At 39.4% G+C, this 26,148-nt stretch carries 24 protein-coding genes, 1 tRNA gene and 1 pseudogene; 9 read left to right on the top strand and 17 right to left on the bottom strand.

What is annotated here, in order from left to right; genetic code table 11:
* Positions 1-116: 116 nt before the first annotated feature.
* From lytC to HT719_RS02670, 11 genes are all read right to left on the bottom strand, one after another.
* Positions 117-1,622, bottom strand: coding sequence for a choline binding-anchored murein hydrolase LytC (gene lytC / locus HT719_RS02720; protein WP_172928154.1), 1,506 nt, complete (start codon positions 1,620-1,622; stop codon positions 117-119).
* 21 nt (positions 1,623-1,643) lie between these two features.
* Positions 1,644-2,402, bottom strand: coding sequence for a triose-phosphate isomerase (gene tpiA, locus HT719_RS02715; protein WP_023940278.1), 759 nt, complete (start codon positions 2,400-2,402; stop codon positions 1,644-1,646).
* 97 nt (positions 2,403-2,499) lie between these two features.
* Positions 2,500-3,177: a DnaD domain-containing protein gene (locus HT719_RS02710; RefSeq protein WP_000221595.1), complete on the bottom strand. Its 678-nt coding sequence runs from the start codon at positions 3,175-3,177 to the stop codon at positions 2,500-2,502.
* Positions 3,178-3,185: 8 nt separating this feature from the next.
* Positions 3,186-4,130, bottom strand: a complete 945-nt coding sequence (metA, locus tag HT719_RS02705; RefSeq protein WP_172928152.1) for a homoserine O-succinyltransferase — start codon at positions 4,128-4,130, stop codon at positions 3,186-3,188.
* A gap of 308 nt (positions 4,131-4,438) precedes the next feature.
* On the bottom strand, positions 4,439-4,951 hold the full coding sequence (locus HT719_RS02700; protein WP_001049320.1) for an adenine phosphoribosyltransferase: 513 nt from the start codon (positions 4,949-4,951) through the stop codon (positions 4,439-4,441).
* Between the two features lie 271 nt (positions 4,952-5,222).
* Positions 5,223-6,353, bottom strand: a complete 1,131-nt coding sequence (gene ugpC / locus HT719_RS02695) for a sn-glycerol-3-phosphate ABC transporter ATP-binding protein UgpC (RefSeq protein ID WP_000229957.1) — start codon at positions 6,351-6,353, stop codon at positions 5,223-5,225.
* 282 nt (positions 6,354-6,635) lie between these two features.
* Positions 6,636-6,721: transfer RNA gene (locus HT719_RS02690), tRNA-Leu, on the bottom strand.
* Between the two features lie 81 nt (positions 6,722-6,802).
* Positions 6,803-7,378, bottom strand: coding sequence for an isochorismatase family cysteine hydrolase (locus HT719_RS02685; RefSeq protein ID WP_172928150.1), 576 nt, complete (start codon positions 7,376-7,378; stop codon positions 6,803-6,805).
* The gene (gene codY, locus HT719_RS02680) at positions 7,378-8,166 is read right to left on the bottom strand and encodes a GTP-sensing pleiotropic transcriptional regulator CodY (RefSeq protein ID WP_172928148.1); all 789 of its coding nucleotides are present in this window, start codon (positions 8,164-8,166) and stop codon (positions 7,378-7,380) included. Before codY ends, HT719_RS02685 begins: the two co-directional genes overlap by 1 nt.
* A gap of 359 nt (positions 8,167-8,525) precedes the next feature.
* Entirely contained in the window at positions 8,526-10,061 is a 1,536-nt protein-coding gene (locus tag HT719_RS02675) for a DEAD/DEAH box helicase (protein ID WP_138704988.1), read from the bottom strand.
* A gap of 212 nt (positions 10,062-10,273) precedes the next feature.
* Positions 10,274-11,485 carry an OFA family MFS transporter gene (locus HT719_RS02670; RefSeq protein ID WP_054392598.1) on the bottom strand — a complete coding sequence of 404 codons (1,212 nt, stop codon included), beginning with the start codon at positions 11,483-11,485 and terminating at the stop codon, positions 10,274-10,276.
* Positions 11,486-11,678: 193 nt separating this feature from the next.
* On the opposite strand from HT719_RS02670, the gene HT719_RS02665 reads away from it, so the two are divergent.
* From HT719_RS02665 to HT719_RS02650, 4 genes are all read left to right on the top strand, one after another.
* Entirely contained in the window at positions 11,679-12,995 is a 1,317-nt protein-coding gene (locus HT719_RS02665; protein WP_054392600.1) for an FAD-containing oxidoreductase, read from the top strand.
* Between the two features lie 204 nt (positions 12,996-13,199).
* Positions 13,200-14,543, top strand: a complete 1,344-nt coding sequence (gene murT, locus HT719_RS02660; RefSeq protein WP_172928146.1) for a lipid II isoglutaminyl synthase subunit MurT — start codon at positions 13,200-13,202, stop codon at positions 14,541-14,543.
* Complete coding sequence (gene gatD, locus HT719_RS02655) at positions 14,543-15,325, top strand: lipid II isoglutaminyl synthase subunit GatD (protein WP_000263200.1); 783 nt, start codon at positions 14,543-14,545, stop codon at positions 15,323-15,325. The genes murT and gatD overlap by 1 nt, the downstream gene beginning before the upstream one ends.
* Positions 15,326-15,451: 126 nt before the next feature.
* The gene (locus tag HT719_RS02650; protein ID WP_000040911.1) at positions 15,452-16,534 is read left to right on the top strand and encodes a Xaa-Pro peptidase family protein; all 1,083 of its coding nucleotides are present in this window, start codon (positions 15,452-15,454) and stop codon (positions 16,532-16,534) included.
* 18 nt (positions 16,535-16,552) lie between these two features.
* Here HT719_RS02650 and HT719_RS02645 read toward each other — a convergent pair whose 3' ends face one another.
* Together HT719_RS02645 and HT719_RS02640 are read right to left on the bottom strand one after the other, a co-directional pair.
* Positions 16,553-17,821 (bottom strand): GHKL domain-containing protein, encoded by a 1,269-nt coding sequence (locus HT719_RS02645; RefSeq protein WP_000961370.1) that lies wholly within the window; start codon positions 17,819-17,821, stop codon positions 16,553-16,555.
* Positions 17,821-18,528: a LytTR family DNA-binding domain-containing protein gene (locus tag HT719_RS02640; protein WP_050242000.1), complete on the bottom strand. Its 708-nt coding sequence runs from the start codon at positions 18,526-18,528 to the stop codon at positions 17,821-17,823. Before HT719_RS02640 ends, HT719_RS02645 begins: the two co-directional genes overlap by 1 nt.
* 440 nt (positions 18,529-18,968) lie before the next feature.
* Here HT719_RS02640 and HT719_RS02635 point away from each other — a divergent pair, with 440 nt between their 5' ends.
* The 4 genes from HT719_RS02635 to HT719_RS02620 are packed head-to-tail and all read left to right on the top strand — an operon-like array spanning position 18,969 to position 22,256.
* Positions 18,969-20,102, top strand: coding sequence for a ThiF family adenylyltransferase (locus HT719_RS02635; RefSeq protein ID WP_023936973.1), 1,134 nt, complete (start codon positions 18,969-18,971; stop codon positions 20,100-20,102).
* The gene (locus HT719_RS02630) at positions 20,099-21,010 is read left to right on the top strand and encodes an ABC transporter ATP-binding protein (protein ID WP_000205301.1); all 912 of its coding nucleotides are present in this window, start codon (positions 20,099-20,101) and stop codon (positions 21,008-21,010) included. Before HT719_RS02635 ends, HT719_RS02630 begins: the two co-directional genes overlap by 4 nt.
* Position 21,011: 1 nt before the next feature.
* A complete protein-coding gene (locus tag HT719_RS02625) occupies positions 21,012-21,734 on the top strand; it encodes an ABC transporter permease (protein ID WP_172928144.1) in 723 nt (240 codons plus the stop codon).
* Between the two features lie 48 nt (positions 21,735-21,782).
* Positions 21,783-22,256: a GNAT family N-acetyltransferase gene (locus HT719_RS02620; protein ID WP_000155488.1), complete on the top strand. Its 474-nt coding sequence runs from the start codon at positions 21,783-21,785 to the stop codon at positions 22,254-22,256.
* 146 nt (positions 22,257-22,402) lie between these two features.
* Here the strand turns inward: HT719_RS02620 and HT719_RS02615 are convergent, their stop codons facing one another.
* The 4 genes from HT719_RS02615 to HT719_RS02600 all read right to left on the bottom strand — a co-directional run bounded on the left by HT719_RS02615 (position 22,403) and on the right by HT719_RS02600 (position 25,824).
* Positions 22,403-22,864: an ECF transporter S component gene (locus HT719_RS02615; protein ID WP_000814970.1), complete on the bottom strand. Its 462-nt coding sequence runs from the start codon at positions 22,862-22,864 to the stop codon at positions 22,403-22,405.
* Positions 22,842-23,615 (bottom strand): bifunctional hydroxymethylpyrimidine kinase/phosphomethylpyrimidine kinase, encoded by a 774-nt coding sequence (locus tag HT719_RS02610; protein ID WP_000794765.1) that lies wholly within the window; start codon positions 23,613-23,615, stop codon positions 22,842-22,844. Before HT719_RS02610 ends, HT719_RS02615 begins: the two co-directional genes overlap by 23 nt.
* Complete coding sequence (truA, locus tag HT719_RS02605) at positions 23,605-24,354, bottom strand: tRNA pseudouridine(38-40) synthase TruA (RefSeq protein ID WP_172928142.1); 750 nt, start codon at positions 24,352-24,354, stop codon at positions 23,605-23,607. The genes HT719_RS02610 and truA overlap by 11 nt, the downstream gene beginning before the upstream one ends.
* A gap of 318 nt (positions 24,355-24,672) precedes the next feature.
* A complete protein-coding gene (locus HT719_RS02600) occupies positions 24,673-25,824 on the bottom strand; it encodes an MFS transporter (protein ID WP_054392605.1) in 1,152 nt (383 codons plus the stop codon).
* A gap of 133 nt (positions 25,825-25,957) precedes the next feature.
* On the opposite strand from HT719_RS02600, the pseudogene HT719_RS11480 reads away from it, so the two are divergent.
* A pseudogene (locus tag HT719_RS11480) lies at positions 25,958-26,148 on the top strand (hypothetical protein); the annotation flags it as partial.

Genomic DNA, 26,148 nt, shown 5'->3' with positions numbered 1-26,148 from the left:
TTTCATTGAGTATAAGATTCATTTCCGAGCAAGTTCTTGAATTTACTCGAGGATAAACTATCATAAAACAAAGAAAAAGAGGGTGCTACTATCACATCCCTCTTTCTAATCAGAGCTTAATACCAAACGCTGACATCTACGCGCCCTTGGATTCCTTTCATGTATTCAGAAGAGGTATATTGCCAACCTTTTTCTCCTGAATAATGAGGTTTTTCCCATTCTAAAGCATTGTTATAGGCCGCTACCCAGTTTACATGTTTTAAAATATCTGGGTGTTTTAAACGCGTCTGTAATAAACTACGATAGCTATAGACATACACATTTTGATAACCCGCCTGCTTCATCGTCTCCATGTACTTGTTGATAATCTTAACCCAAGTACCTGTATCATTCGGAGCACGCTTACTTTTATTCACATACTCCCAGTTCTCAACATCATAGTAGATAGGGTAAGACAAGTTCATATTGTATTTCTTCAGAAGTTCAATGGTCTGTTCAGCATCATTCTCAGCATCAGTCTCATTTTCAGCATAGGTATAGAGATAGACGCCATAAGGTATTCCCAGACGGTTTAACTCCTTAATGTTATGCGCCAATTCCTTGTCTTCTTTACCGCTATAACCTAGACGAACAATGACACCATCTACTTCATTTTCATCAATAACCTTTTTCCAATCATTGATACGGCCATTGTGCTCACTAATATCAATAACTTTCTTAGCATGTTCGGTTCCAACTTGTTCTTCTCTATTATTAAAGAAATAGCGTTTACCATCTCTGTGAACCCAACCGACATTCAAATCTTTCTTTTCTTTGAGCTCACCAGAGGCCGCAAAGATATAGCGAGCGCCATCCATAATCACTTCATCAGTCGCCATGGCACCACTTCCAGTCAAATAGTAGTTGCCTTGCCACTCATTCCGAGCCATATAGCCCCACTTCTTGAAATAGTACCATTTGCCGCCCACTTTTTGCCACTCTTGGTTAGCATAAGTTCCATCGGATTTGAGATAAAAATAAGCAGAATAGGCTGGATCATAAAGCCATTCATTTTGCATCATGGCACCTTGACCGTTCAAGAAATAACTTCCTTGCCATTGGCTTTTAGCCATGTAACCCCACTTCTTGAAGTAGTACCACTTATTTCCAATCAATTGCCATTCTTGATGAGCATAAGCCCCATCTGACTTGAGATAAAACCAACTCTTGTAATTATTATCATAAAGCCACTCGTTTTGAGCCATATAGCCACCTGATTTCAGGTAGTAATTGCCCTGCCACTCATTTTGAGCATAACGACCGTCTGATTTGAGATAAAACCAAGCTTTGTAGTTATTATCAAAAATCCATTCACTTTGAGCTTTAGAACCATCAGCCTTTACATAATAATCCCCATCCCAGTGGGCAGAGACACTGTTTCTCTGTTCATTACTACTAGTTGATGAAGTCCCTGTTGATAGATTAGATTTTTCTGAAACTGTGCTTCCACTTGTTTCATCTGCTGCAATTCCTGAAACTCTTGCGCCAAGTAAGCAAAGACTTGCTAGCCCTATACATACAATTTTTGTTTTCAATCTTTCCTCTCCTATAAAAATGGAAAAGACATCCGAATGCTGTTCCACCTAGCTTTTGCTACTTACTGATTATTTTACAAAGTCAAGCAAAGCCAAGAAGCTTTCAGCTTCAAGTGACGCACCACCTACAAGGGCACCGTCAACGTCTGGACAAGCCATGTATGAAGCAACGTTCTCAGGTTTAACAGAACCACCGTATTGAACACGAACTTTGTCTGCAACTTCTTGACCAAAGTCAGCAGCTACAACGTCACGAACAACTTTACACATTTTTTGTGCGTCGTCTTGTGAAGCTGATTTACCAGTACCGATAGCCCAGATTGGCTCATAAGCGATAACTGATGTAGCAACTTGTTCAGCAGTCAATCCAGCCAATGCAGCAGATACTTGCGCACCTACAAACTCAGCAGCTTTACCAGCTTCGTAAGTTTCAAGTGACTCACCACAACAGATGATTGGAAGCATACCGTTTGCAAAGATTGCTTTTGCTTTTTTGTTGATATCTTCGTCAGTTTCATGGAAGTAGTCACGGCGTTCTGAGTGACCGATAACAACGTAGTCAGTACCGATTTCTTTCAAAACTTGTGGGCTAGTTTCACCAGTGAAAGCACCTGCATTTTCAAAGTAGCAGTTTTGAGCAGCAACTTTAAGGTTTGAACCTTTAGCAGCAGCAAGAACAGTTGTCAAATCAAGAGCTGGAGCAGCGATACCTGCTTCAACAAGATCTGATGAAGGAAGTTTTGACGCAACTGCTTCAACGAATGCTTTAGCTTCTTCTGGATTTTTGTTCATTTTCCAGTTACCAGCGATAAATGGTTTACGTGACATTTCACATACCTCTTTTTTCAATTTATTTTCTATTTATTTTATCACAATTAGACACAGCTTGCAAATCTTACTCGGATTTCAAGCCTGCTGACATGGATTAATCCTTCCAGAGATCCATAGCATTTCTGAAATCTGCCGATACCTGTGTCAACTGAGGATTGCTTGCTTCTCTTTCTGCCCGCTTAGCCTCGATTTGAGCCACACTTTTGATACCTTCATGTCGCCAGTTTCTCAAAATCGCCTGGATGTACTTCCAGTTTGGTTTTCCATTCAAAACAGCTTCACGAAGAGCTTCCTTAATCAAGTCAGCACTGGTTCCATCTTCCTTTAGTGTCTTCATCAAATCCTCAATCTCAAAAGGCGTCAACAAGCGTCCCAACTCCTGCTGGAAGGTTTCCACCAAATCCTTAAGATGATTTTGAGGTATCAACTGGTCTGAACTCGAAGCAATAGCTCCAAGCAAGTCATCCAAACGTTCCAAAGCCAAACTAGCATCAAAAAGCAATTCGATTTCGCCATTTAATTCGATAGTACGATACTGGAGAAGTCCCCTCTCCGTCAGATTGGAAATGGACTGGTTGACATCCGAAATTTCCTTGCCAATCCTTTCAGCAATCTGGCTTGGCGACATTTCTTCTAAGCCTGTCGTATTTTGCAAATAGAAAAATTGCCAAACCAGAAAATCGTCGCTAGAAGGAAAGAGTTCCTTAAAATGCAAGAGCAGGGCACTCGGTAAAACCAAGTTCCCTGATTTAAAAGCGTCTAAATATGTCATAATTCCTCTTATAAATACCCAAATGCAGATGCATCATCTTCTATTTTTCTCCAGTCAAAAGGGGTTTCCTGATAGACTGCATAATTTACCCAGTTACTGAAAAAGAGGGCTGCCGATGAAGACCAACAAAGACAAGGCGTCTGATTGACATCATCATCCTTAAAGTAATTTTCTGGAATATGAGGATCTAAACCTGCATCACAATCTCGGAAATACTCTTTTGCCAAGGTATCACGGTCATATTCCAAATGCCCAAAACTATAAATTTCACGCAAATCACGACTAGCCAAAATCGAAACCCCAACCTGAGAACCCTCTGATAAAATCTCGAGATTGGTTTTGTTTAAGACCTCTTCCTTAGAAATCTCCGTGTGCCGAGAATGAGGGGAAACATAGCTATCGTCAAAGCCTCTTAAAAGAAGGTGCCCTTCTTTTAAAGTGTCCTGAGGATAAATACCCGATAACTTACTGTCCATCTGGTATTTTTCCACTCCATAACGCAGATAAAGACCAGCCTGAGCCCCCCAACAGATATAAAGGGTCGAATAGACATGGGTCTTGGACCACTCAAGCACCTGGCTAAATTCCTCCCAATAGTCCACTTCCTCAAATGGTAAATGCTCAACTGGAGCACCCGTGATAATCATCCCATCAAAATACTCATCCTTGACTTCAGGAAAGGTTTTATAAAAGGTCTCCATGTACTCTGAACGAGTTGTTTTAGAACGATGGCTCTCCATATAGAGAAAATCAATATCCAATTGCAGGGGCGTATTAGCCAAATGGCGCAACAACTGGGTTTCTGTGACCATTTTCTGTGGCATGAGATTTAAAATTAAAATCTTCAAAGGACGGATATCTTGTTGGGCCGCACGTTGATCATCCATGACAAAGATATTCTCTGTCCGTAAAATCTCAACAGCTGGTAATTTTCTATCAATTCGAATCGGCATAACCCTCTCCTAACTGTACTCTTTCAGAAATAATTGCATATGTTTGAAACTCTTCGAAAATCTCTTCAAACCGCGTCAACGTTGCCTTGCCGTACGTATATGTTACTGACTTCGNNAAGCTGTACTTTGAGCAGCTTACGGCTAGTTTGCTCTTTGATTTTCATTGAGTATGAAACTAAATCTCAAACACCTAGTCCTTTTATTATACTGCAAGAAGATATAGTTTTCAATTATAGTTTTTCTCTAACTAGCTATAGTCTATTTTTATATCCTAATGTAGAGAAAACAGCCCTAGGGACTGTTTTTCATTAATAATGCATCAAAACTTTGTAATCGTAGTCACCGATTTTTTCACGGCCGTTCAATTCATCCAATTCAACAAGGAAGGCACAACCTGCTACAACACCGCCAAGCTTTTCAATCATCTCGATGGTTGCCTTAACAGTTCCACCTGTTGCCAAGAGGTCATCCACGATAAGAACACGTTGACCTGGCTTGATGGCATCCGCATGCATAGTCAAGGTATCAACACCGTACTCTTTTTCATAGTCAGCAGAAATGACTTCACGTGGCAATTTACCTGGTTTACGAACAGGTGCAAAACCAATTCCCAACTCAAAGGCAACTGGACAGCCCACAATAAATCCACGAGCCTCAGGCCCTACAACCATGTCAATTTTCTTGTCAGTAGCATACTGAACAATTTCACGAACAGCGTAGCTATAAGCATTTCCATCAGCCATCAAAGGACTAATATCACGGAAGGTGATACCTTCTTTTGGATAATTTTCAATTGTTGCAATGTAATCTTTTAAATTCATATTTTTCTTTCTTTCAAAGTTTTTACTCTCTATTATAGCATATTTTCCAGTAAAGAAGAAAGGGAAAACAATATTTCATTTGCTAGTCACCCTATAAGTCAAATAAGACGACCATTTTTATTCAAGGCACGTCACAAGATAGATACATATTATGACTTCCCTAGCAAAAAGGAGAGAAGCATTTTGTTTCTCTCCCTAGATTAACTGATATCTCTCCACTACAATCGATAAAGAGATATCTTTTCTTGTAGTGCTTTGAATTTTATTTATTTTAATAGACTGTTTTTTCAGTTTCTACATCGAAGAAGTGTGCTTTGTTCAAGTCAAATCCAAGTTCAACTGTTGCACCTGTTTGCAAGTAATCACGAGCATCAACTTTAGCAACAAATTCGTCTTTACCAACTTGGCAGTATAGGTGAGATTCTGAACCAAGCAGTTCTGATACAGAGATAGTCGCTTTTACAACACAGTCTGGGAATGTTTCAAGGAAAGCAGGTTCTGCATTCACATCTTCTGGACGGATACCGAAAATCAACTCTTTACCTTCGTAGCCTTTTTCGCGAAGAACTTTCAATGCTCCTTCTGGAACTTTCAAACGGAAACCATCAGAAATAATTTCGCTACCAACTAATTTCACATTGATGAAGTTCATTGCTGGGCTTCCGATGAATCCTGCAACGAATTTGTTAACTGGGTTTTTGTAAACTTCTTGAGGAGTACCGATTTGCTCAACACGTCCGATAGTACCTGTACCAGCAGGGTTCTTAGTTGCTGACATGATAACGATACGGTCTGCAAGTGTCATCGCTTCTGTTTGGTCGTGAGTTACGTAGATAGTTGTAGCTCCGATACGACGGTGGATTTTCGCAATTTCAGCACGCATTGATACACGAAGTTTAGCATCCAAGTTTGACAAAGGTTCGTCCATCAAGAATACTTTTGCATCACGGACGATGGCACGACCCATGGCAACACGTTGACGTTGACCACCTGAAAGGTCAGCTGGTTTACGTTCCAAAAATTCTTTCAATCCAAGAATTTCAGCTGCTTCTTGCACACGTTTGTCGATGTCTTCTTTGCTGTATTTACGCAATTTCAAACCGAAAGCCATGTTGTCATAAACAGTCATGTGTGGGTAAAGAGCGTAGTTTTGGAATACCATGGCGATGTCGCGGTCTTTTGGAGCTACATCGTTGACAACCACGCCATCGATAGATGCAGTACCTTCTGTGATGTCTTCAAGACCAGCAATCATACGGAGTGTAGTTGATTTACCACATCCTGAAGGTCCTACGAAAACGATAAATTCTTTATCTTTGATGTTCAAGTTGAAATCTTCAACTGAGTAGTGTTCGCTGTTTGGATATTTTTTGTAAATATTTTTAAGATTCAATTCTACCATGAGGTGAACTCCTTTTGTCTTTTGATAATTATATTATATATGAAAACGCTTTATATTTCTATGGCAAGATGACCAAAAAAATAAACAAGTTCTGTGCAACTTGCACAAAACTTTAGAGAATATCGGAGAATTTGAAGAAGATAATCTTGATTATTCTTCTATGACAAAAGCAGAAACAAGGATCAGTTTTCTCATATTTTCGATGATTCTCCACTACATTTGACTGGATGCTAATTTTTTAGAGAAATACAAAAGAGCTAGCTTTAGCTAACTCTTTTCCTATGCGGAGAGAGGGACTTGAACCCTCACGACCTAAAGCGGTCACAGGATCCTTAGTCCTGCGCGTCTGCCAATTCCGCCATCCCCGCGTCGATTACTTTACTAGTATATCAACTTTTGGGATGCTTGTCAACACTTTTTTTCAAATTTTTTCATTTTCGCCAACCAGATTACTCAGAAAGTTCATTTAGATTTTCATCTACTAACTTAGCTCCGAGTGTATTTTTGAAATGACCTAGGGAAAATTGATGATTTTCAGGCCAAATGGAAGCAACAGCTGGTTTAACAATCTCGATGTCATATCCTAGATTATAGGCATCTATAGCTGTATGTAGGACACAGATATCCGTCAAGACACCTGTTAAGATAACGGTAGACACTCTACGCTCTCTCAAACGAATATCTAGGTCAGTCCCTGAAAAAGCTGAGTAATGGCGTTTATCCATCCAAAAGACACGACTGTCTGAACCACGCTCTTGATAAAAGATCCCCAAATCTCCGTATAAATTGCGTCCACTAGTCCCAATCAGATTATGAGGAGGGAATAGTTTACTTTCTGGATGGAAACAATCATTTTCCTCGTGCGCATCAATGGTAAAAAAGACGTAGTCTCCACGTTCAAAAGCTAGTCTAGTCACCTTGCTAATGGCATCCGAAATAGCCTGGGCTGGAGCGCCTGCTGTCAATTTTCCACTATCTGCAACAAAATCTTCTGTATAATCAATCGAAATTAAAGCCTTAGTCATTAGTAATCTCTTTTCTTCACTTCTTCAAAAATATCTGAAATCAAGACCTTTAGGTAGGTTCCCTTCATTCCAAGTGAGCGACTTTCAATAATCCCCGCAGATTCAAGTTTACGCAGGGCATTGACAATCACAGAACGAGTGATTCCGATACGATCTGCAATCACTGACGCAGTCAACTGCCCTTCATTTCCATTTAACTCTCCTAAAATGGCTGAAACAGCACGGAGTTCAGAGTAAGAAAGGGTATTAACCGCCATGATAACAGCAGTACGGCGACGGATATTTTTCTCATCTTCTTCACGCTGGAAGTTGAGAAGCTGAATTCCAACAACGGTACTGGCAATCTCAACAAGAATCAAGTCCTCGTCATCAAATTCTTTGTCATTGCGCCAAATAATTAAAGAACCAAGGCGAATCCCCGATACATGAATCGGTGCAATAGTCGTCAAACCATCTGGAAAGTCGTTCCGACTTTCCACAGGAAAAATACTTAAATCATGATCAACTGTCAGATTGGCTTCTGTATCGTAAATCATGTTCGCACCTTGAATGTAGTCATCCGGGAAAATTTTAGTTTGAAAGAATTGCTCTACACGATCTGTATTGGTTTTGTAACGCATAAAATAGCCAAGGAGACGTCCCTTGCTATTAACGATACAGGCGTTACAGTCAATAATATCTGCCAATTGACGGGTAATCGCATTGTAGGGAAGCTCTTCCTGCAACTGCTCGTCTGAGCGCTTCAGGATAGAAGTAATTTTTCTAGTTTTTTCTAATAAATGTGCCATTTTTCACCTCGAATTTAATCGCTATCATTATAACATAAACAGCTTGAATTTTCAATTATTATCTGAAAATTGCTTATTTAATTGCAATTTTTAAAAACCAGAATATTTTTAATTAAGTTGTTCCTTTTCTATTGACAATTTGCCTATTTTTTGTATATTATGACGTTATAAAATATAATATAATGATTTTATTTATACTCTTCGAAAATCTCTTCAAACCGCATCAACGTCGCCTTGCCGTACTCAAGTACAGCCTGCGGCTAGTTTCCTAGTTTGCTCTTTGATTTTTATTGAGTATTATCTTTTCACATTCGGTCTCCTTATATAAAAAAAAGCGATTCATTTTGAACCGCTTTTTCTTATTTATCGCCCTTGTTACGAATCACAAAGCCTGTTTGCTTTTCGCTTGAAGTAGTGCGTGGTTTTTTATTATCCTTACGATAACGTTTTTCCTTATCAAAACGATCATTGCCACGGCGATCACGGTCTCGACGGTCATCTCCACGACGGCCTCCACGACCTCCCTTAGCTTTACCACTGAAGCCATTACCTGATGGTTTAAATGGCAGTGGTTTTTCACGTGCAATTTCTACTTCAGGAAGACTATCTGGATCTTGAACAGTCAGACTCAAGATATACATTGCCAATTCTTCTGGAGTAAATTCGGCAGCTAGCTTACGAGCATCCTTACCAAATTTCTCAAAGTTGGCACGGATAGTCTCATCTGCAAAATCACGTTCGATTTTCTTAAGAGCTACGTGTTTTTTAGCTTGAAATGCTTCTTCTGCACTTGCAGGTTTGAGACCTTTCATGCGTTTCTTGGTCAAGTTTTCAATGATTTGCAGGTAACCCATTTCGTTTGGAGCAACAAAAGTAATAGACTGACCTGACTTACCAGCACGACCTGTACGACCGATACGGTGAACATAACTTTCAGGATCTTGTGGAATATCGTAGTTGTAGACATGGGTCACACCTGAAATATCCAAACCACGCGCTGCAACGTCTGTCGCAACCAGAACATCAAGATTGCCATTTTTAAAGTCACGAAGGACACGAAGACGTTTGTTTTGGTCCAAATCACCATGAATTCCTTCTGCACGGAAGCCACGGATTTTCAAACCACGAGTCAATTCATCTACACGGCGTTTTGTACGACCAAATACGATAGCAAGCTCAGGTTGCTCCACATCCATGAGACGAGTCATGGTGTCAAATTTTTCTTGTTCTTTAACTCGGATATAGTATTGGTCAACCAATTCTGTTGTCAATTCCTTAGCAGCAATCTTCACATGCTCAGGTTCTTTCATAAACTGAACACCGATACGTTTGATAGCATCTGGCATAGTTGCTGAGAAGAGTAGAGTTTGACGGTTTTCAGGGACACGGGAGATGATAGCTTCAATGTCTTCAAGGAAGCCCATGTTGAGCATTTCATCCGCTTCGTCAAGGATAAGAGTTTCAATATCTTGTAATTTCAAGGCCTTGCGTTTAATCAAGTCCAAAAGGCGACCTGGAGTTCCCACCACGATATGGGCACCAGATTTAAGAGCCTTAATTTGTTTTTCGATGCTTGATCCACCATATACTGAGCGAACCTTGACTCCCTTACTACGACCAAAGCGGAAGAGTTCCTCTTGACTTTGGACAGCTAGTTCACGAGTTGGAGCGATGACCAAGGCTTGGATAGTCCCTTCTTCTGTACGGATTTTTTCAAGGGTAGGCAAGCCAAAGGCTGCAGTTTTTCCTGTACCAGTCTGAGCTTGACCGATAACGTCCTTGCCTTCAAGGGCCAAGGGAATGGTTTGTTCTTGGATCGGACTGGCTTCTACAAAACCAGCTTTTTCAATCTCTGCTAGCAAATCAGCAGACAAGTTTAATTCATTAAATTTCACGTTATTCTTCTTTCTAAAGGTGGTGCGAAGCCACCCTATAGGGCTTAGTTTATACTTTTCTTTTTATGACGTATTTTCATATACTGGATACAAAATCGTGTTGCTTCTTTTCCACAAAAGAAAAGTACTGTTTTCTTTGCAACCTATCTAGTATAACACAAGAGAGAAGCAAAAGATAGCCCCATTTCTACAGAAAATCATGTAAGCGGTTTTTAGCTTTCCTTTTTGATGGAACGACCTAGATAATAAGACAAAGCCAAGGCGATACTATATAAAATGATAAAAACGAACAAGGTTTGTGTGTAAGAATGAGCCATTTTATAAGTCTCTGCTAATAAAATAGGTCCTGCTAAACCAGCCATTGCCCAAGCTGTTAAAATATAACCATGCAGAGCAGCCAATTCCTTGGTTCCAAAAATATCACTGAGATAAGCTGGAATCAAAGAAAAACCAGCTCCATAGCAAGTCATCAAAATAGACATAGCGACTACAAATAAAACGGAATCTGTAAAGAGCCAAAGTGAAAGAGAAAAGAAAAGATTGACAAGCAGTAATATACTAAAGGTTAGAGGGCGACCGATATAGTCAGACAAACTCGCCCAGAGCAAGCGACCAAATCCATTGAAAATCCCTAAAACGCCCACCATTACTGCTGCATGACTTGTAGACAAGCCAGCCATTTCCTGTGCCATTGGCGATGCCGCTGAAATTAAGCCTAAACCACAAGCTATGTTGATAAAGAAAATAATCCAAAGTATATAAAACCGATTGCTTTTCAGAGCCTGATTTGCAGCCATTCCTTGCGTCAAAGAGGCTATTTTTTCTTTCCCTGAAGCAGATAAAATTGCAAGCTCTTGCTCATTTGGACGCTTAATGAATTGTGAAGCTAGGAGCATGATAATAAAGTAACTTGCACCTAAAATATAAAAAGTTTCTACAAGCCCTACCCCCGCGATGAGATGTTGCGCTATAGGACTAGTCAATAAAGAAGCAAAACCAAACCCCATAATCGCTAAACCTGTTGCGAGACCACGTTTATCAGGAAACCATTTTATAATTGTTGACACAGGGGTAATATAGCCTGCTCCCAAACCAAGCCCACCTAAAATGCCATAAGCGAGATACAGCAACCACAGCTCCTGACGGTCTATTGCAAATCCTGTTAAGATATTTCCACCTGCGTATAGAAAAGCAGATAGACTCCCCATGACTCTCGGACCAAATTTTTCTACCAAACGCCCCATAAATGCAGCCGATAAGCCCAAACAAAAGATTGCTAGACTAAAGGCAAAGGCAACAGAAGCCTGATCCCATCCCGTTTTTTCAATAATAGGGTTGCGATAAACACTCCAAGCATAAGTAGAACCCAGCATTAAGTGTAAAATGACCCCAGCAAAGGCAATAATATAACGATTCGATTTCATAAAACCTCCTATTTTCGAACATTTATTCTATCTTATATAAAAATAGATAGGATTTTAGTTTATCAAGCTTGTCAAAAAATTACTAGTTTTTTGTCTGGAAAGCGTTTTTATCTTTTTCTGTCTTTTCCGTAGCAGAATTGTGCAAAAGTTTTTTTCTTGTGCTAGAATGAAATGCGAATAGGAGGAACTCTAAATGTTAACTTATGATTTAATCGTTATCGGATTTGGTAAAGCTGGTAAAACACTAGCTGGTAAATTGGCTTCAGCTGGCAAAAAAGTTGCCCTCATTGAACGTAGCAAAGCTATGTACGGTGGAACTTGTATTAACATCGGTTGTATCCCAACTAAGACTTTGCTAGTTGCTGCTGAGAAGGACTTATCTTTTGAAGAAGTCATTGCTACTAAAAACACGATCACTGGTCGCCTCAATAGTAAAAACTATGCGACTGTTGCTGGTACAGGCGTGGATATCTTTGATGCGGAAGCTCACTTCCTTTCCAATAAAGTCATCGAAATCCAAGCTGGTGATGAAAAGAAAGAACTGACTGCTGAAACAATCGTCATCAACACTGGTGCTGTTTCAAACGTCTTGCCTATCCCTGGACTTGCTACAAGCAAAAACGTCTTTGACTCAACAGGTATCCAAAACTTGGACAAATTGCCTGAGAAACTTGGAGTCCTTGGTGGTGGAAATATCGGTCTTGAATTTGCTGGTCTTTACAACAAACTTGGAAGCAAGGTTACAGTCCTAGATGCCTTGGATATTTTCCTACCTCGTGCAGAACCTTCCATCGCAGCTCTTGCTAAACAATACATGGAAGAAGATGGCATTGAATTGCTTCAAAATATCCATACTACTGAAATCAAAAACGACGGTGACCAAGTGCTTGTCGTAACTGAAAACGAAACTTACCGTTTCGATGCCCTTCTCTACGCAACTGGACGCAAACCAAATGTAGAACCACTTCAACTTGAAAATACAGATATTGAACTAACTGAACGTGGCGCTATTAAAGTAGACAAACACTGTCAAACAAACGTTCCTGGTGTCTTTGCAGTTGGAGATGTCAACGGTGGCCTTCAATTTACTTACATTTCACTTGATGACTTCCGTGTTGTTTACAGCTACCTTGCTGGAGATGGCAGCTACACACTTGAAGACCGTCTCAATGTGCCAAATACTATGTTCATCACACCTGCACTTTCACAAGTTGGTTTGACTGAAAGCCAAGCAGCAGATTTGAAACTTCCATACGCTGTTAAGGAAATTCCTGTTGCAGCCATGCCTCGTGGTCACGTAAATGGAAACCTTCGCGGAGCTTTCAAAGCTGTTGTTAATACTGAAACCAAAGAAATTCTTGGAGCAAGCATCTTCTCAGAAGGTTCTCAAGAAATCATCAACATCATCACTGTTGCTATGGACAACAAGATTCCTTACACTTACTTCACAAAACAAATCTTCACTCACCCAACTTTGGCTGAGAACTTGAATGACTTGTTTGCGATTTAAGTTGAGATCACATCTTAACTGACAGCCCTCTGAGGGCTGTTTTCATTTCTGCGAAATCTCATACTCTTCGAAAATCAAATTCAAACCACGTCAGCTTCACCTTGCCGTACTCAAGTACAGCCTGCGGCTAGCTTCCTAGTTTGCTCTTTGATTTTCATTGAGTATCAAATCTGTCTTTTCCCTCTTTTGTGATATAATAGAAACATGAAATTAAAAACTACTTTGGGCCTTCTTGCTGGGTGTTCTTCCCACTTCGTTTTAAGCCGTCTTGGACGTGGAAGTACGCTCCCAGGGAAAGTCGCCCTTCAATTTGATAAAGATATTTTACAAAACCTAGCTAAGAACTACGAGATTGTCGTGGTCACTGGAACAAATGGAAAAACCCTGACAACTGCCCTCACTGTCGGCATTTTAAAAGAGGTTTATGGTCAAGTTCTAACCAACCCAAGCGGTGCCAACATGATTACAGGAATTGCAACAACCTTCCTAACAGCCAAATCTTCAAAAACTGGGAAAAATATTGCCGTCCTCGAAATTGACGAAGCCAGTCTATCTCGTATCTGTGACTATATCCAGCCTAGTCTTTTTGTCATTACTAATATCTTCCGTGATCAGATGGACCGTTTCGGTGAAATCTATACTACCTATAACATGATATTGGATGCCATTCGGAAAGTTCCAACTGCTACTGTTCTCCTTAACGGAGACAGCCCACTTTTCTACAAACCATCTTTCCCAAATCCTATACAGTATTTTGGTTTTGACTTGGAGAAAGGGCCAGCCCAACTGGCTCACTACAATACAGAAGGGATTATCTGCCCTAACTGCCAAGGCATCCTCAAATATGAGCATAATACTTATGCAAACTTGGGTGCCTATATCTGTGAAGGTTGTGGATGTAAACGTCCTAATCTCGACTATCGCTTGACAGAACTAGTTGAGTTGACCAACAATCACTCTCGCTTTGTCATAGATGGCCAAGAATACGGTATCCAAATCGGCGGGCTCTATAATATCTATAACGCCCTAGCTGCTGTGGCCATCGCCCGTTTCCTCGGCGCAGATTCCCAACTCATCAAACAGGGATTTGACAAGAGCCGTGCTGTCTTTGGACGCCAAGAAACCTTTCATATCGGTGACAAGGAATGTACCCTTGTCTTGATTAAAAATCCAGTCGGTGCAACCCAAGCTATCGAAATGATCAAACTAGCACCTTATCCATTTAGCCTATCTGTCCTCCTTAATGCCAACTATGCAGATGGAATTGACACTAGCTGGATCTGGGATGCAGACTTTGAGCAAATCACTGACATGGACATTCCTGAAATCAACGCTGGCGGTGTTCGTCATTCTGAAATCGCTCGTCGCCTCCGAGTGACTGGCTATCCAGCTGAGAAAATCACTGAAACGAGTAATCTGGAGCAAGTTCTCAAGACCATTGAGAATCAAGACTGCAAGCATGCCTATATTCTGGCAACTTATACTGCCATGCTGGAATTTCGTGAACTGCTGGCTAGTCGTCAGATTGTTAGAAAGGAGATGAACTAATGGTTTATACTTCACTTTCCTCAAAAGATGGCAATTACCCCTATCAGCTCAACATTGCCCACCTCTACGGAAATCTCATGAATACCTACGGGGACAATGGAAACATCCTCATGCTCAAGTATGTTGCTGAAAAACTGGGAGCCCATGTGACCGTTGACATCGTTTCTCTCCATGATGATTTTGATGAAAATCACTACAACATCGCCTTTTTCGGAGGCGGTCAAGACTTTGAACAAAGTATCATTGCAGACGACCTACCTGCTAAAAAAGAGAGCATTGACAACTACATCAAAAACGACGGTGTGGTTCTGGCTATCTGCGGTGGTTTTCAACTATTGGGTCAATATTATGTTGAAGCTTCAGGCAAACGCATCGAAGGACTAGGGGTCATGGGCCACTACACTCTCAACCAGACCAATAACCGTTTTATCGGGGACATCAAGATTCACAATGAAGATTTCAATGAAACCTACTATGGATTTGAAAATCACCAGGGACGTACCTTCCTCTCTGATGACCAAAAACCACTGGGACAGGTTGTCTATGGAAATGGAAACAACGAAGAAAAGGTCGGCGAAGGGGTTCATTATAAGAATGTCTTTGGTTCCTACTTCCACGGGCCTATCCTCTCTCGTAATGCCAATCTGGCTTATCGCCTAGTCACTACAGCCCTCAAGAAGAAATATGGTCAGGACATCCAACTCCCTGCCTATGAAGATATTCTCAGCCAAGAAATCGCTGAAGAATACAGTGATGTCAAAAGCAAGGCTGACTTTTCTTAAACAAAGTGAAACTATATCAAAGAACTCCGTTATCTTGTCGGAGTTTTTTTGTCTTTTCTTTTACCCTTCTCCCTTGCATTTTCTCTCATTTTTTGCCAAAATAGAGGGGTAGAAAGAAGGTAGCATATGTCTAAATTACAACAAATCCTAACATATCTTGAATCAGAAAAACTAGACGTCGCTGTCGTATCTGACCCCGTCACAATCAATTACCTCACTGGTTTTTACAGTGATCCCCATGAACGCCAAATGTTCCTCTTTGTCCTAGCAGATCAGGAACCTCTCCTCTTTGTCCCAGCTCTTGAAGTAGAACGTGCAAGTAGCACCGTTTCCTTCCCAGTAGTGGGCTATGTCGATTCTGAAAATCCATGGCAAAAAATCAAACATGCTCTTCCACAACTTGACTTCAAACGTGTCGCTGTTGAGTTTGACAATCTCATCTTGACCAAATACCATGGTTTGAAAACAGTTTTTGAAACTGCTGAGTTTGAAAACCTCACTCCTCGTATCCAACGCATGCGCCTCATCAAATCAGCTGATGAAGTACAAAAAATGATGGTTGCAGGTCTTTATGCTGACAAGGCTGTTCATGTTGGTTTTGACAATATTTCTCTTGATAAGACTGAGACAGATATCATCGCACAAATTGACTTTGCCATGAAACGTGAAGGCTATGAAATGAGCTTTGATACCATGGTCTTGACTGGTGATAATGCTGCGAATCCACACGGCATTCCAGCAGCTAATAAGGTTGAAAATGATGCTCTTCTCCTCTTTGACCTTGGTGTTCTGGTCAATGGCTATGCGTCAGATATGACTCGTACAGTCGCTGTCGGCAAACCAGACCAATTCAAGAAAGATATTTACAACTTGACTCTTGAAGCCCAACAAGCTGCTCTTGACTTTATCAAGCCAGGTGTGACTGCTCATGAAGTGGACCGCGCTGCCCGTGAGGTCATCGAAAAAGCTGGTTATGGTGAGTACTTCAACCACCGTCTCGGGCATGGTATCGGTATGGATGTCCATGAATTCCCATCTATCATGGAAGGAAACGACATGGTCATCGAAGAAGGCATGTGCTTCTCTGTTGAACCAGGTATCTATATCCCTGGTAAAGTCGGTGTTCGTATTGAAGACTGCGGTGTTGTTACCAAGGATGGCTTTGACCTCTTTACAAGTACCAGCAAAGACTTGCTTTATTTTGATTAAGATAGCAACAAACCCTAGTTAGACAAGAAGAATCACTTCTGTTTTATGACGTCCATTCTGAATGAAATTCTTCATTGTTCCCCTATGATTGGTTACAAGTCTCTCAATATTTTTAAGCCCCCATCCCTCTGTCTGACGTTCCTTTCGTATTACCAATTCATTCTCATCAAATGAATTCTCGATAGCAATAAAGAGTTTCTTCTGAAAATATCGTATTCCTAAGATCAAGACCCTATCTTCTTTATTACTCAAGCGCATACAGGCTTCAAGACTATTGTCCAACAAATTACCAAGTAAAACCGCTAAAATATCTGGATTGATTTCTAATCGTTGAGGTACAAAACAATCAATTTCCAATTGTATGTCCTCTACCTTATCCTGTAATTTTTGATTGAGTAAAAAGTTAATTGTTGTATTCTTGGAGTAACAGACAGTTTGGTTCTCTATACTATTTGTCATGCTTTGGAGATAAGACTTCGCTTGTTCAGGATCTTCTTTTAAAAGTGCAAGGAGGATTAAATGTTGATTTTTCAAATCGTGTTGAATCCTTTGAATCCTCCTATAATCTTTTTTAGATTGTTTCATTTCTCTCAGTTGAAAGGTCATCTGTTCCGTCTCTAGTATGCTTTGATAATACCTCTGTTGTTGCTGAGAAAGATATAGGGTGAAATAGAGAGAAGAGAACGTTAACACAATGAGGGCTAATACAGAAACAAAAGAAAGATAATCCTTCTCAAACACTTGCCCTTGAATCGCTGATACTGTAAAAGCAAAACAAATGGACAAAAATGGTACAATAAACTGGTATAACCAAGTCCCTTTAGAAACAGTATAAACTAACTTTTGATGTGCACGAAAAAGTTGTCGAAGAACCAGGGTCACTAGCAATGATAAAAGAAAAGCTACAGCGAGATAAAAAAGCATGGCTATTAGATTTTCTGAAATGACTGATAAAGGGGAAAATAGTTGCACTGCTTGATTGAGTATAGTACCAGCTAGTAAAGTTAGACTCATCTGACAAAAAATCCAAAACGAAGATTCTTGAACAGCATATCCAAAATAAAGACCTAAAAAATAATACTCTGCGATACTGAGAATAAGATTCCCTACTAAGAAAAGATTAGCTCCTGAAAATAATATCGTCAACAAGGCATGGAAAAATAAAAGGAGAGAAGTAAAGATACAAATTCTCCTAGACTTTTCTTTTTGGGACAGAGGTCTATAAAAGAAAATAATTCCCAAAAATAAATCAAACAGAATACTCACAATCCGCAAACTGACTAACATTAAAAATTCCTCTCACTCAGATAATAATAATACTTTTCTCTAAAAGACGTTTGAAATTTTCGGCTAATTGGAAGGTGATTTTCATCCATTCCATTTAAAATTGTGACTATTTGCGAATCAAACTCTGTCACATATCTAGGATTGATAATATAGGAAGAATGAATTTGAATAAAGTAATCAGGTAATTTCTCTAAAATATCTTTCGTTTTAAGCAAAGCTTTGTAAGTCTGATCTTTAGTGTAAATAAAGACAGCACGCTTATCCTTTTCAAAAAATACAATGTCATCTAAAGGCAGTGAATAATGCTGCTTTCCAAAAGTAAACGTAAATACAGCTTGCCCTAAATTCAAAAAACGTACCACTCTATCCAGAGTTTTATATAATTTTTTAGAAGTCACTGGTTTAAGTAAATAATCAAAAGTCTGCACTTCAAAAACCTGCTCCATATAATCTCGATAACTGGTAACAAAGATAATCGGGATAAAAGGGTTTACCTTACGGATTTTTTGTGCCATATCAATTCCTGTTATCTGTGGCATCTCGATATCCAAAAAAACACAACTGTACTTCTCTGTCAATTGTTCTAATAGTTTTTGGGGATTCGTATAAACACTCGTTTCTATTTTGATGTCCTTATAAGATAAGAGTAAGTTTTCTAGCTGACTACCATCCCTATTAGAATCATCACAAATCGCAATTTTTAACATCAAATTCCTCACTACAAGCATGATTTTGCCAATTATAACGTCAAATACGTCAATTATGACATGCTGATAAAAAAATCGTTAATTTATTATACAATATTCTTATCAAATATGAAAGGAGTTACAAAAATGAAAAATATTCAAGTGCGTAAAGTTATTGCTAAAACTGATATTAGCTGGGGTGTTTTCTAAATTTTGGGCACCTCTAAAAACTACCGGTTTTCTATGTTTAGTAACCAGAAAAGGTTGAAAAATTAGCATTTTAAAATTGAGTTTTTAGAGGAGTTCTTTTCTATTTATTCCTACTGTTGGAATTGAGTAGATAGGTTCACCATTTTCTTTCTACTTATTTCCATTTGTAATAGGAACTAGGAGTTGCAAGACGAGGATATATGATTTATAATCACCTCGTCTTCCTTTTTTAATAAAATAGTGAGGTTAAAATGAAATTCTATCATCCAAGAATAAAAGAAATATATCCTGTTTATAAACTTCATAAAAATTTATTTAGGATTGGGCTACAAATTGGTATAACCACAGAAATTAAGGATGATAATAATAAAATGTGGAATTTAGTCAATATTTTGGACGGACGTCCTTTTCAAGATATTCTCAATATCATGCTAACAAAATATGATGATTTAACTGAAGAAGACATCACAGGCGCTCTTGAACTCTTAGATAATGAGGGGGTTCTCGAAGAAGCGGGCGAAATTCAGGATATTAAAGAACGTTATCATTCAAATATATATTATTTCAGTCGCTATTTAAATAGCTTCCAAGATAGTATTGCAACACAGAAAAAAATTCATCAGTCTACTATCCTTTTACTAGGTCTTGGTGGTGGGGGTTCTAACATACTGACATTACTAGCAGGCTTGGGACCTAAAAAGATAAAAATAGTGGATTTTGACATTGTTGAGCAAAGTAATCTAGGAAGACAATTTCTATACAAGGAAGATGATATTGGCTTATCTAAAGTTCAAATTGCCCATAGAGAAGTTACAAAAATGAATTCCGATATTGAAGTAGAAACCCATAATATACGTATCACCTCTGTAAGTGACTTGATTCCTTTACTTGATGATGTTGATATTACGATATGTGTGATTGATGAACCTCAATATGATATTCAACGTATCGTAAATAAAGCAATCGTTACAAAAAATATTCCCTGTATATTTGGCGCCAGTCAAGTTAGTCGTGGTCGTGTCTATTCAGTTATCCCTTACCAAACAGGCTGTTTTGATTGTTTAAATATTTATTATACAAAAATTGACACTCTATTCCTTGAACAATTCCACGGTGTTCGTACGATTACAAAAACAATCCCTACAATAGCCTATGGTCCAGCAATATTTCAACTGACTTCTGCCATTGTTGATGAAACTATCCGATTATTAACTCAATATACGGAACCAATTAGCCTTAACCATCAATACGAAATCAATTATGAAAACGGAGCCTCATTCACACACGATTCTTGGGGACGCTATCTTGATGAATGTCCAACATGCGGCACAGGTAAAGAAGACGATTGGGAAATTTTTTCTAAGTACGGAGAATTAAAGTTATGACAACTGCAAAACTCGTAATTGATAATTTGACTAAATCTTTTGATGGTCAGCACTTAGCCAATAATCATATTTCCTTAGAAATATCACCAGCAAAAATCACGGCTTTTTTGGGACACAATGGAGCTGGAAAATCTACTCTATTGAATCAAATGATTGGTTTTACTAAACCTGACCAAGGAGATATTTTGTATGGTGATATTTCTTTTATATACAATCGTAAACAAGCACGCACCTTAATTAGTTATATGTCTCAACAATATGCCCCACTCGACAAATTAACCGTAGAACAAAATTTAGAAATACTTGGAAAAATGCGAGGATTGAGTTCCCAAGAACTAGAAAAAACAATCAGCCAGCTTCTCACTGATTTAGAAATTGAAGACTATCGTTACAAAAAAGGTAAGGATCTTTCGGGCGGTCTCAAAAGACTAACTTCCTTCGCTATGACACTAATCGGTAGCTCAGACATCATTCTTCTTGACGAACCAACAAATGATGTTGACCCCATTCGTCGTGAAAAGCAATGGCAATTATTGCAAAAGTTAGCTAGCAAGGGGCATACCATTATTATCGTTACTCATAATCTTCTGGAGGTTGAAAAATATGCAGATAATTACGCCCTCTTTAATAATGGTAGATTGCTCAAATCAGGAAAGGTTAAGCAAATCATCCATGACAAACTGTATCAGATAAGCTTTGATTTTAAGACTAAAAGTATATTAGACAAAATAGAAGATTATACAATTATCAATGGTGTTAGTTGTCAATTAGAGATTGAGGAAAGAAGTCTAGCTCCATTGATAGCACAACTGACAGAAGAACTTGGTCAAAAAACAATTTCCAATCTCTCTCTTCATCAAAAAACATTGACTATTTCTGACCTTTATAGAGAGGAGCTAACCAACTAATATGACTCAATTTTTTTACTTACTTCATTGGAACTACTTGCGCCAAAAAGAGCTTTTCATCCTTTTTACACTAGCACAGCTCCTCTTATCCATTTCTCTTCTTTTTGGCTACCCTCTAGTTATTGGCGATATCGATTCGACTACTGCCTACTATCTTTCGTCTGGTTCTGTTTTAATTGGAATTATCTCCATGGGTTGTACAATTTCCTCCCCTGTTATAGCAAATGATAAGTTGGAAGGGCATTTTGATTATATTCGTGCCTTACCCATCCCTAGGATATTCATTTCTCTCGCTGACTTGTGGATGTGGTTAATTGCCATTTTGCCGGGAGTTTTTATTTCTATTCTACTTGGGTATGTCCGTTTTTCTGTTCGTCTCCATCCATCTTTTCTTGGTGTTTTTATTGTGCTTCTGATTTGTCTTACTATGATTAGTCTGGGATTTGCTATAGCCTACACCTTTTCTCCAAATACAGTAACCCTTATGTCGCAGCTAATTCTTATGATTGGACTCATGTTCTCACCACTCATGTATCCTGCAGATCGACTACCTGAGTGGGTAAACCATCTTTACCGTGCCCTCCCTTTCATCCCTTCCTCAAATCTTCTGCGAGCCAGCCTTTACGACTACGGAAATGTTTCTCTATTGGACATGAGTATTCTCATTCTTTGGATTATGTCAACACAGTTAATTATTTTAAGAACTCTTCATAAAGAAAAATGATTGCTCCTAAAGCTTTTCTTATAGACTAAGCCAATAAAAAGAACCTTCATGACTATTCGAAAAGCTAAACAAGAAGATATTCCTAAATTACTCGATTTATTACAACAAATCCTTACGCTTCACCACCAAGCTCGACCAGATATTTTTAAGCAAACTGGGACTAAATATAGTTCCTCTGAGTTGCAAAATATTCTCTCTCAAGAACATACCCCTATTTTTGTTTTTGAAGATGAGAAGGGACAAGTTCTCGGACACCTATTTTGTACCATAAAAGATAAAACAGATAATCCTGTTCTCCAAGAAATCAAAACCCTTTTTATCAAAGATTTATGTGTAGATCAAAATGCTCGTGGTCAAAAAATTGGTGATCAACTCTATCAATTCGCTCTCAATTATGCTAAAGAAATTGGCTGCCATAATCTAACCCTAAGTGTCTGGAATGATAACGAGGGTGCTCTCCGCTTTTATCAAAGACAAGGGATGAAACCCCAAGAAACAACAATGGAAATGATAATTGATTAAGAAGTAATCTATAAAAAGATGTTAGAAAAAGTTCAATTTCACTAGAAAATGAGGAAAATCTTCCCACAATAAAACGCATAGTATCAAGCTTTTCAAACCTGATACTATGCGTTTTTCTTATTTGAAAGACTTTTGACTCAGCCTCTTTACTTAATCTTCTTGATACTTTGACTAAGAATAAATCCTACAATCATCCCTACCATATTTTGCATGAAATTTGGTAAAATTTCTGGTAGGGCTGCTGCCCAGCCATTCATCAATGTAGAACCCAAGGCGTAACCCCCTACCATGGCAATCGTTGCTAAGATAAGGCCTAACCACTGAGTTTTTCCTTTAAATCCTGCGAAAAATCCCTGCAAGCCATGGTTGACCAAGCTAAAGAACATCCACTGAGGATAGCCTGATAAGAGGTCAATCAAGAAACCTGCTAGTCCTCCGACTACAGCTCCTTCACGACTACCAAAGTAAAAGGCCGCAAAGAAAACACCCGCATCTAAAAGAGTTAGAATACCTGTCGGTGTTGGAATTTTTAAGAAATAGCCTAGAACCACAGAAAGGGCGGTTAAGAGGGATACAAGGGCGATTTTAGTTGTTTTGGTTTGCTTCATATTGTCTTACTCCATACTGATCTGCCTGTGCAATGGCACGGTAAACGAAAGCCTTTGAGCTTTCTACTGCTGGTAAAAGTTCATCACCTTTGACTAGATGACTGGCAATGCTGGAAGCAAAGGTACAACCTGCACCAGCATTTTGCCCTTGAATGACAGGATTTTCTAGAACTGTAAAGTTTTGTCCATCATAAAAGACATCCACAGCCTTGTCCTGACTAAGGCGATTGCCTCCCTTAATAATGACTGCTGGCGCTCCTAAATCATGCAATTTCTGCGCTGCAGTTTTCATGTCTTCCAAGGTTTTGATTTCTTGACCAGCTAATAATTCTGCTTCTGGGAGGTTAGGCGTAATCACACTGACATAAGGGAAAAAGCGAATCAACTCTTGGCAAAGTTCACTAACTGCTACGTCGTGCGTTTCCTTGCAGACCAAGACAGGGTCCAATACCACAGGCACTCCTGGGCGTTTCTTGATAAAGTCCAATGCCTTCTCAGCCACACTGACAGTAGGGAGAAGACCAATCTTAATTCCCCCAAACTCCACATCACGCAAGCTATCCAATTCATGTTGAAAAATGGTATCGTCAGTTGGAAAGACTTCAAATCCTTTTTCTGTCAAGGCTGTCAAACAAGTCACTGCTACAAAGCCATGCAAGCCGTTCAAAGTATAGGTAGCCAAATCAGCTGACAGGCCACCACCACTAAAAATATCATTTCCAGAAAGTGCTAAAATACGATTATTCTTCATAACGAATCTCCTTTAAATACAAACCATTTGGTGCTGCAGTGGGACCTGCAAGTTGCCTGTCCTTCTTCTCCAAGATGAGATCAATCTGCTCTACTGGCATGCGGTTGTTACCGATTTTGAGAAGAGTCCCCACCATATTGCGAATCTGTTTATACAAGAACCCATTTCCTGAAAAGGTAAAGGTCAAAAATTGTCCTGTCTCATCGACTATTAAACTAGCATCTGTGATGGTGCGAACCTTATCCTCTACACTAGTCCCAGAGGCTGTAAAACCGGTAAAATCATGGGTTCCCTCTAGCTTTTTGATTGCAATCTGCATTCGTTCCACATCGAGTGGGTAGGGAAAGTGGGTGGCATAGTGACGGCGCATGGGATTTTTGGGACGTCCTCTATCCACAATAAACTCATAGGTCTTGCTATGCTTGGCATAACGGCAATGAAAATCATCTGCCACAAGCTCAATCGAAATCACATCAATATCTTCAGGAGACTGGGTATCCAAGGCAAAACGGAGTTTCTCCTCATCCATCTGATAAGGCAGGTCAAAATGAATGACCTGTCCCAGGGCATGAACCCCACTATCTGTCCTACCAGCACCGTGAACAGTAATGGCTTGCCCCTTATTTAATCTGGTCAAGGTTTTTTCAATTTCTTCCTGAACGCTACGCGCATGAGGCTGGCGCTGAAAGCCAGCAAAGGCATAACCATCATAGGAAATAGTTGCTTTATATCTCGTCATAACCTCTATTTTATCAAGAAATTAGTCTGTAAACAAGTACCTAAAACAAATATTGTATGGGTATAAAAATCTCATACTCTTCGAAAATCTCTTCAAACCACGTCAGTTTCCATCTGCAACCTCAACACACTATTTTGAGCAACCTGCGGCTAGCTTTCTATAGTAGATTGAAATAAGATATGAACAACTCTATTAGGAAAGTCAAATTAATTTCTAGAAATGTTTTAGCAGCTACAGCGTACTATTCCAAACTCAATCAACTATAGTTTGCTCTTTGATTTTCATTGAGTATCAAAAGAAAAACTTAGGAAACCAATCCTAAGCTCTCTTTTGAAATAGGTACATGACAAAGATAGAGGTTACAATCAACCAACCTCCTAAGATGGCAAAGACCAGCATCCCATTGTGCGTTAGTAACCCTATTGCACCTAGAATGAATGGGGTCGTAAAAGCTCCGAAACTACAGCCTAAAACTGCAAATGAAGTTGCTTGATTGAGGAGTTTAGCTGGAATTCGTTCAGAGACAAGTTGAAAGACCGTCGTCAAGACTACACTATAGGCAAATCCAGCCAGAACACTTCCTGCTACTACCACCCACAAGGATGGAGACAAGGCAATCACGATTTGCCCCAAGCCAAATGTAATACCAGACCAGAGGAGCAGTTTCTCTTTAAAGATAGAAATCAAGAAAGAAAAACTCACTCCAGCCACAATCCCGATTAACTGCATGAGACTAAGAACAAAACTAGATAACTGGGCATCCCCCAATCCTCTTTCCACCATCAAACTTGGAATACGGATGGTAATAGCTGTATTGGTACAAACTACAGCTGCCGCTTCGATAGCTAGGGTAAAAATCAAGCCTTTCATTTCTCGAGTTAAACGACTTGCTTCCTTCGCTCTTTTCTTGACTTCTTTCTTTGATTTTCCATAAGGGACAAAGAGCAGATAAAGGGGCAGCACCAAAAATCCAGCACTATAGGCTAGAAAGATAGCTGTCCAACCAAAGGCCAACAACTGACCGACGGCCAAGGTAATGAGAGAAGCTCCAACGACCTCTGCAGAAGCGCGTAGCCCTAACATCTGAATTCGCCTTTTTCCTTGATAGCGTTCACTGATAATAGAAATGGCCTTGGCATTGATCATCCCAACACCTAAACCAAAAAGAAGCCGTGTCCCAAAGACAAAGGGATAGGCTTGGTACCAGAAGGGAGCTGTACCGCTCAATGATAAAATCAGCAAGCCCAAACTAATCTGTAAGCGCTCAGGAAATATTTTTTCTAAGAAACCATTTAGCAGTAACATCATCATGATTCCAAAGGAAGGCAAGCTCACCAAGAGCTCAATTTGTTCCTTAGAATAACCCTGATAATAGTCAAACATGGCTGGTAGGGCACTCGAAATGGAAAAGGAGGTAATCAAAACGAGGGAGAGAGCCAAAATGCTGGCCCGTTCTAAAAATTGTTTCATGAAATCTCTTTCTATATTTCTCTTAATCTTCTACTTTTTTGATAGTTATCAAAAAAGCAAGAAAAGAAGAAGCCTCATTGGTACACAGACTCCTTCTCAAACTCGAAAATGAATCCCTTGTGTCTTATACTCAATGAAAATCAAAGAGCAAACTAGGAAGCTAGCCGCAGGCTGCTCAAAGCACAGTTTTGAGGTTGTAGATAAAACTGACGAAGTCAGCTCAAAACACTGTTTTGAGGTTGTGGATAGAACTGACGAAGTCAGTAACCATATCTACGGTAAGGCGACGCTGACGTGGTTTGAAGAGATTTTCGAAGAGTATTA

The sequence above is a fragment of the Streptococcus sp. k-378 genome, assembly GCF_013277505.1.
Taxonomy (GTDB): Bacteria; Bacillota; Bacilli; order Lactobacillales; family Streptococcaceae; genus Streptococcus; species Streptococcus pseudopneumoniae.
This window is presented reverse-complemented; position numbering and strand designations above follow the sequence as displayed.

Excerpts from the sequence above, each read along its gene's own strand:
- HT719_RS02600 (WP_054392605.1), bottom strand. The coding sequence starts at position 25,824 with ATGAAACAATTTTTAGAACGGGCCAGCATTTTGGCTCTCTCCCTCGTT.
- HT719_RS02710 (WP_000221595.1), bottom strand. The coding sequence starts at position 3,177 with ATGACATATTTAGACGCTTTTAAATCAGGGAACTTGGTTTTACCGAGT.
- HT719_RS02635 (WP_023936973.1), top strand. The coding sequence starts at position 18,969 with ATGAAATTCTATCATCCAAGAATAAAAGAAATATATCCTGTTTATAAA.
- HT719_RS02645 (WP_000961370.1), bottom strand. The coding sequence starts at position 17,821 with ATGTTAGTCAGTTTGCGGATTGTGAGTATTCTGTTTGATTTATTTTTG.
- HT719_RS02615 (WP_000814970.1), bottom strand. The coding sequence starts at position 22,864 with ATGAAGCAAACCAAAACAACTAAAATCGCCCTTGTATCCCTCTTAACC.
- HT719_RS02620 (WP_000155488.1), top strand. The coding sequence starts at position 21,783 with ATGACTATTCGAAAAGCTAAACAAGAAGATATTCCTAAATTACTCGAT.
- HT719_RS02610 (WP_000794765.1), bottom strand. The coding sequence starts at position 23,615 with ATGAAGAATAATCGTATTTTAGCACTTTCTGGAAATGATATTTTTAGT.
- tpiA (WP_023940278.1), bottom strand. The coding sequence starts at position 2,402 with ATGTCACGTAAACCATTTATCGCTGGTAACTGGAAAATGAACAAAAAT.
- gatD (WP_000263200.1), top strand. The coding sequence starts at position 14,543 with ATGGTTTATACTTCACTTTCCTCAAAAGATGGCAATTACCCCTATCAG.
- HT719_RS02670 (WP_054392598.1), bottom strand. The coding sequence starts at position 11,485 with ATGAAATCGAATCGTTATATTATTGCCTTTGCTGGGGTCATTTTACAC.
- metA (WP_172928152.1), bottom strand. The coding sequence starts at position 4,130 with ATGCCGATTCGAATTGATAGAAAATTACCAGCTGTTGAGATTTTACGG.
- HT719_RS02665 (WP_054392600.1), top strand. The coding sequence starts at position 11,679 with ATGTTAACTTATGATTTAATCGTTATCGGATTTGGTAAAGCTGGTAAA.
- HT719_RS02630 (WP_000205301.1), top strand. The coding sequence starts at position 20,099 with ATGACAACTGCAAAACTCGTAATTGATAATTTGACTAAATCTTTTGAT.
- HT719_RS02650 (WP_000040911.1), top strand. The coding sequence starts at position 15,452 with ATGTCTAAATTACAACAAATCCTAACATATCTTGAATCAGAAAAACTA.
- truA (WP_172928142.1), bottom strand. The coding sequence starts at position 24,354 with ATGACGAGATATAAAGCAACTATTTCCTATGATGGTTATGCCTTTGCT.
- codY (WP_172928148.1), bottom strand. The coding sequence starts at position 8,166 with ATGGCACATTTATTAGAAAAAACTAGAAAAATTACTTCTATCCTGAAG.
- ugpC (WP_000229957.1), bottom strand. The coding sequence starts at position 6,353 with ATGGTAGAATTGAATCTTAAAAATATTTACAAAAAATATCCAAACAGC.
- HT719_RS02700 (WP_001049320.1), bottom strand. The coding sequence starts at position 4,951 with ATGAATTTAAAAGATTACATTGCAACAATTGAAAATTATCCAAAAGAA.
- HT719_RS02625 (WP_172928144.1), top strand. The coding sequence starts at position 21,012 with ATGACTCAATTTTTTTACTTACTTCATTGGAACTACTTGCGCCAAAAA.
- HT719_RS02685 (WP_172928150.1), bottom strand. The coding sequence starts at position 7,378 with ATGACTAAGGCTTTAATTTCGATTGATTATACAGAAGATTTTGTTGCA.
- HT719_RS02640 (WP_050242000.1), bottom strand. The coding sequence starts at position 18,528 with ATGTTAAAAATTGCGATTTGTGATGATTCTAATAGGGATGGTAGTCAG.
- murT (WP_172928146.1), top strand. The coding sequence starts at position 13,200 with ATGAAATTAAAAACTACTTTGGGCCTTCTTGCTGGGTGTTCTTCCCAC.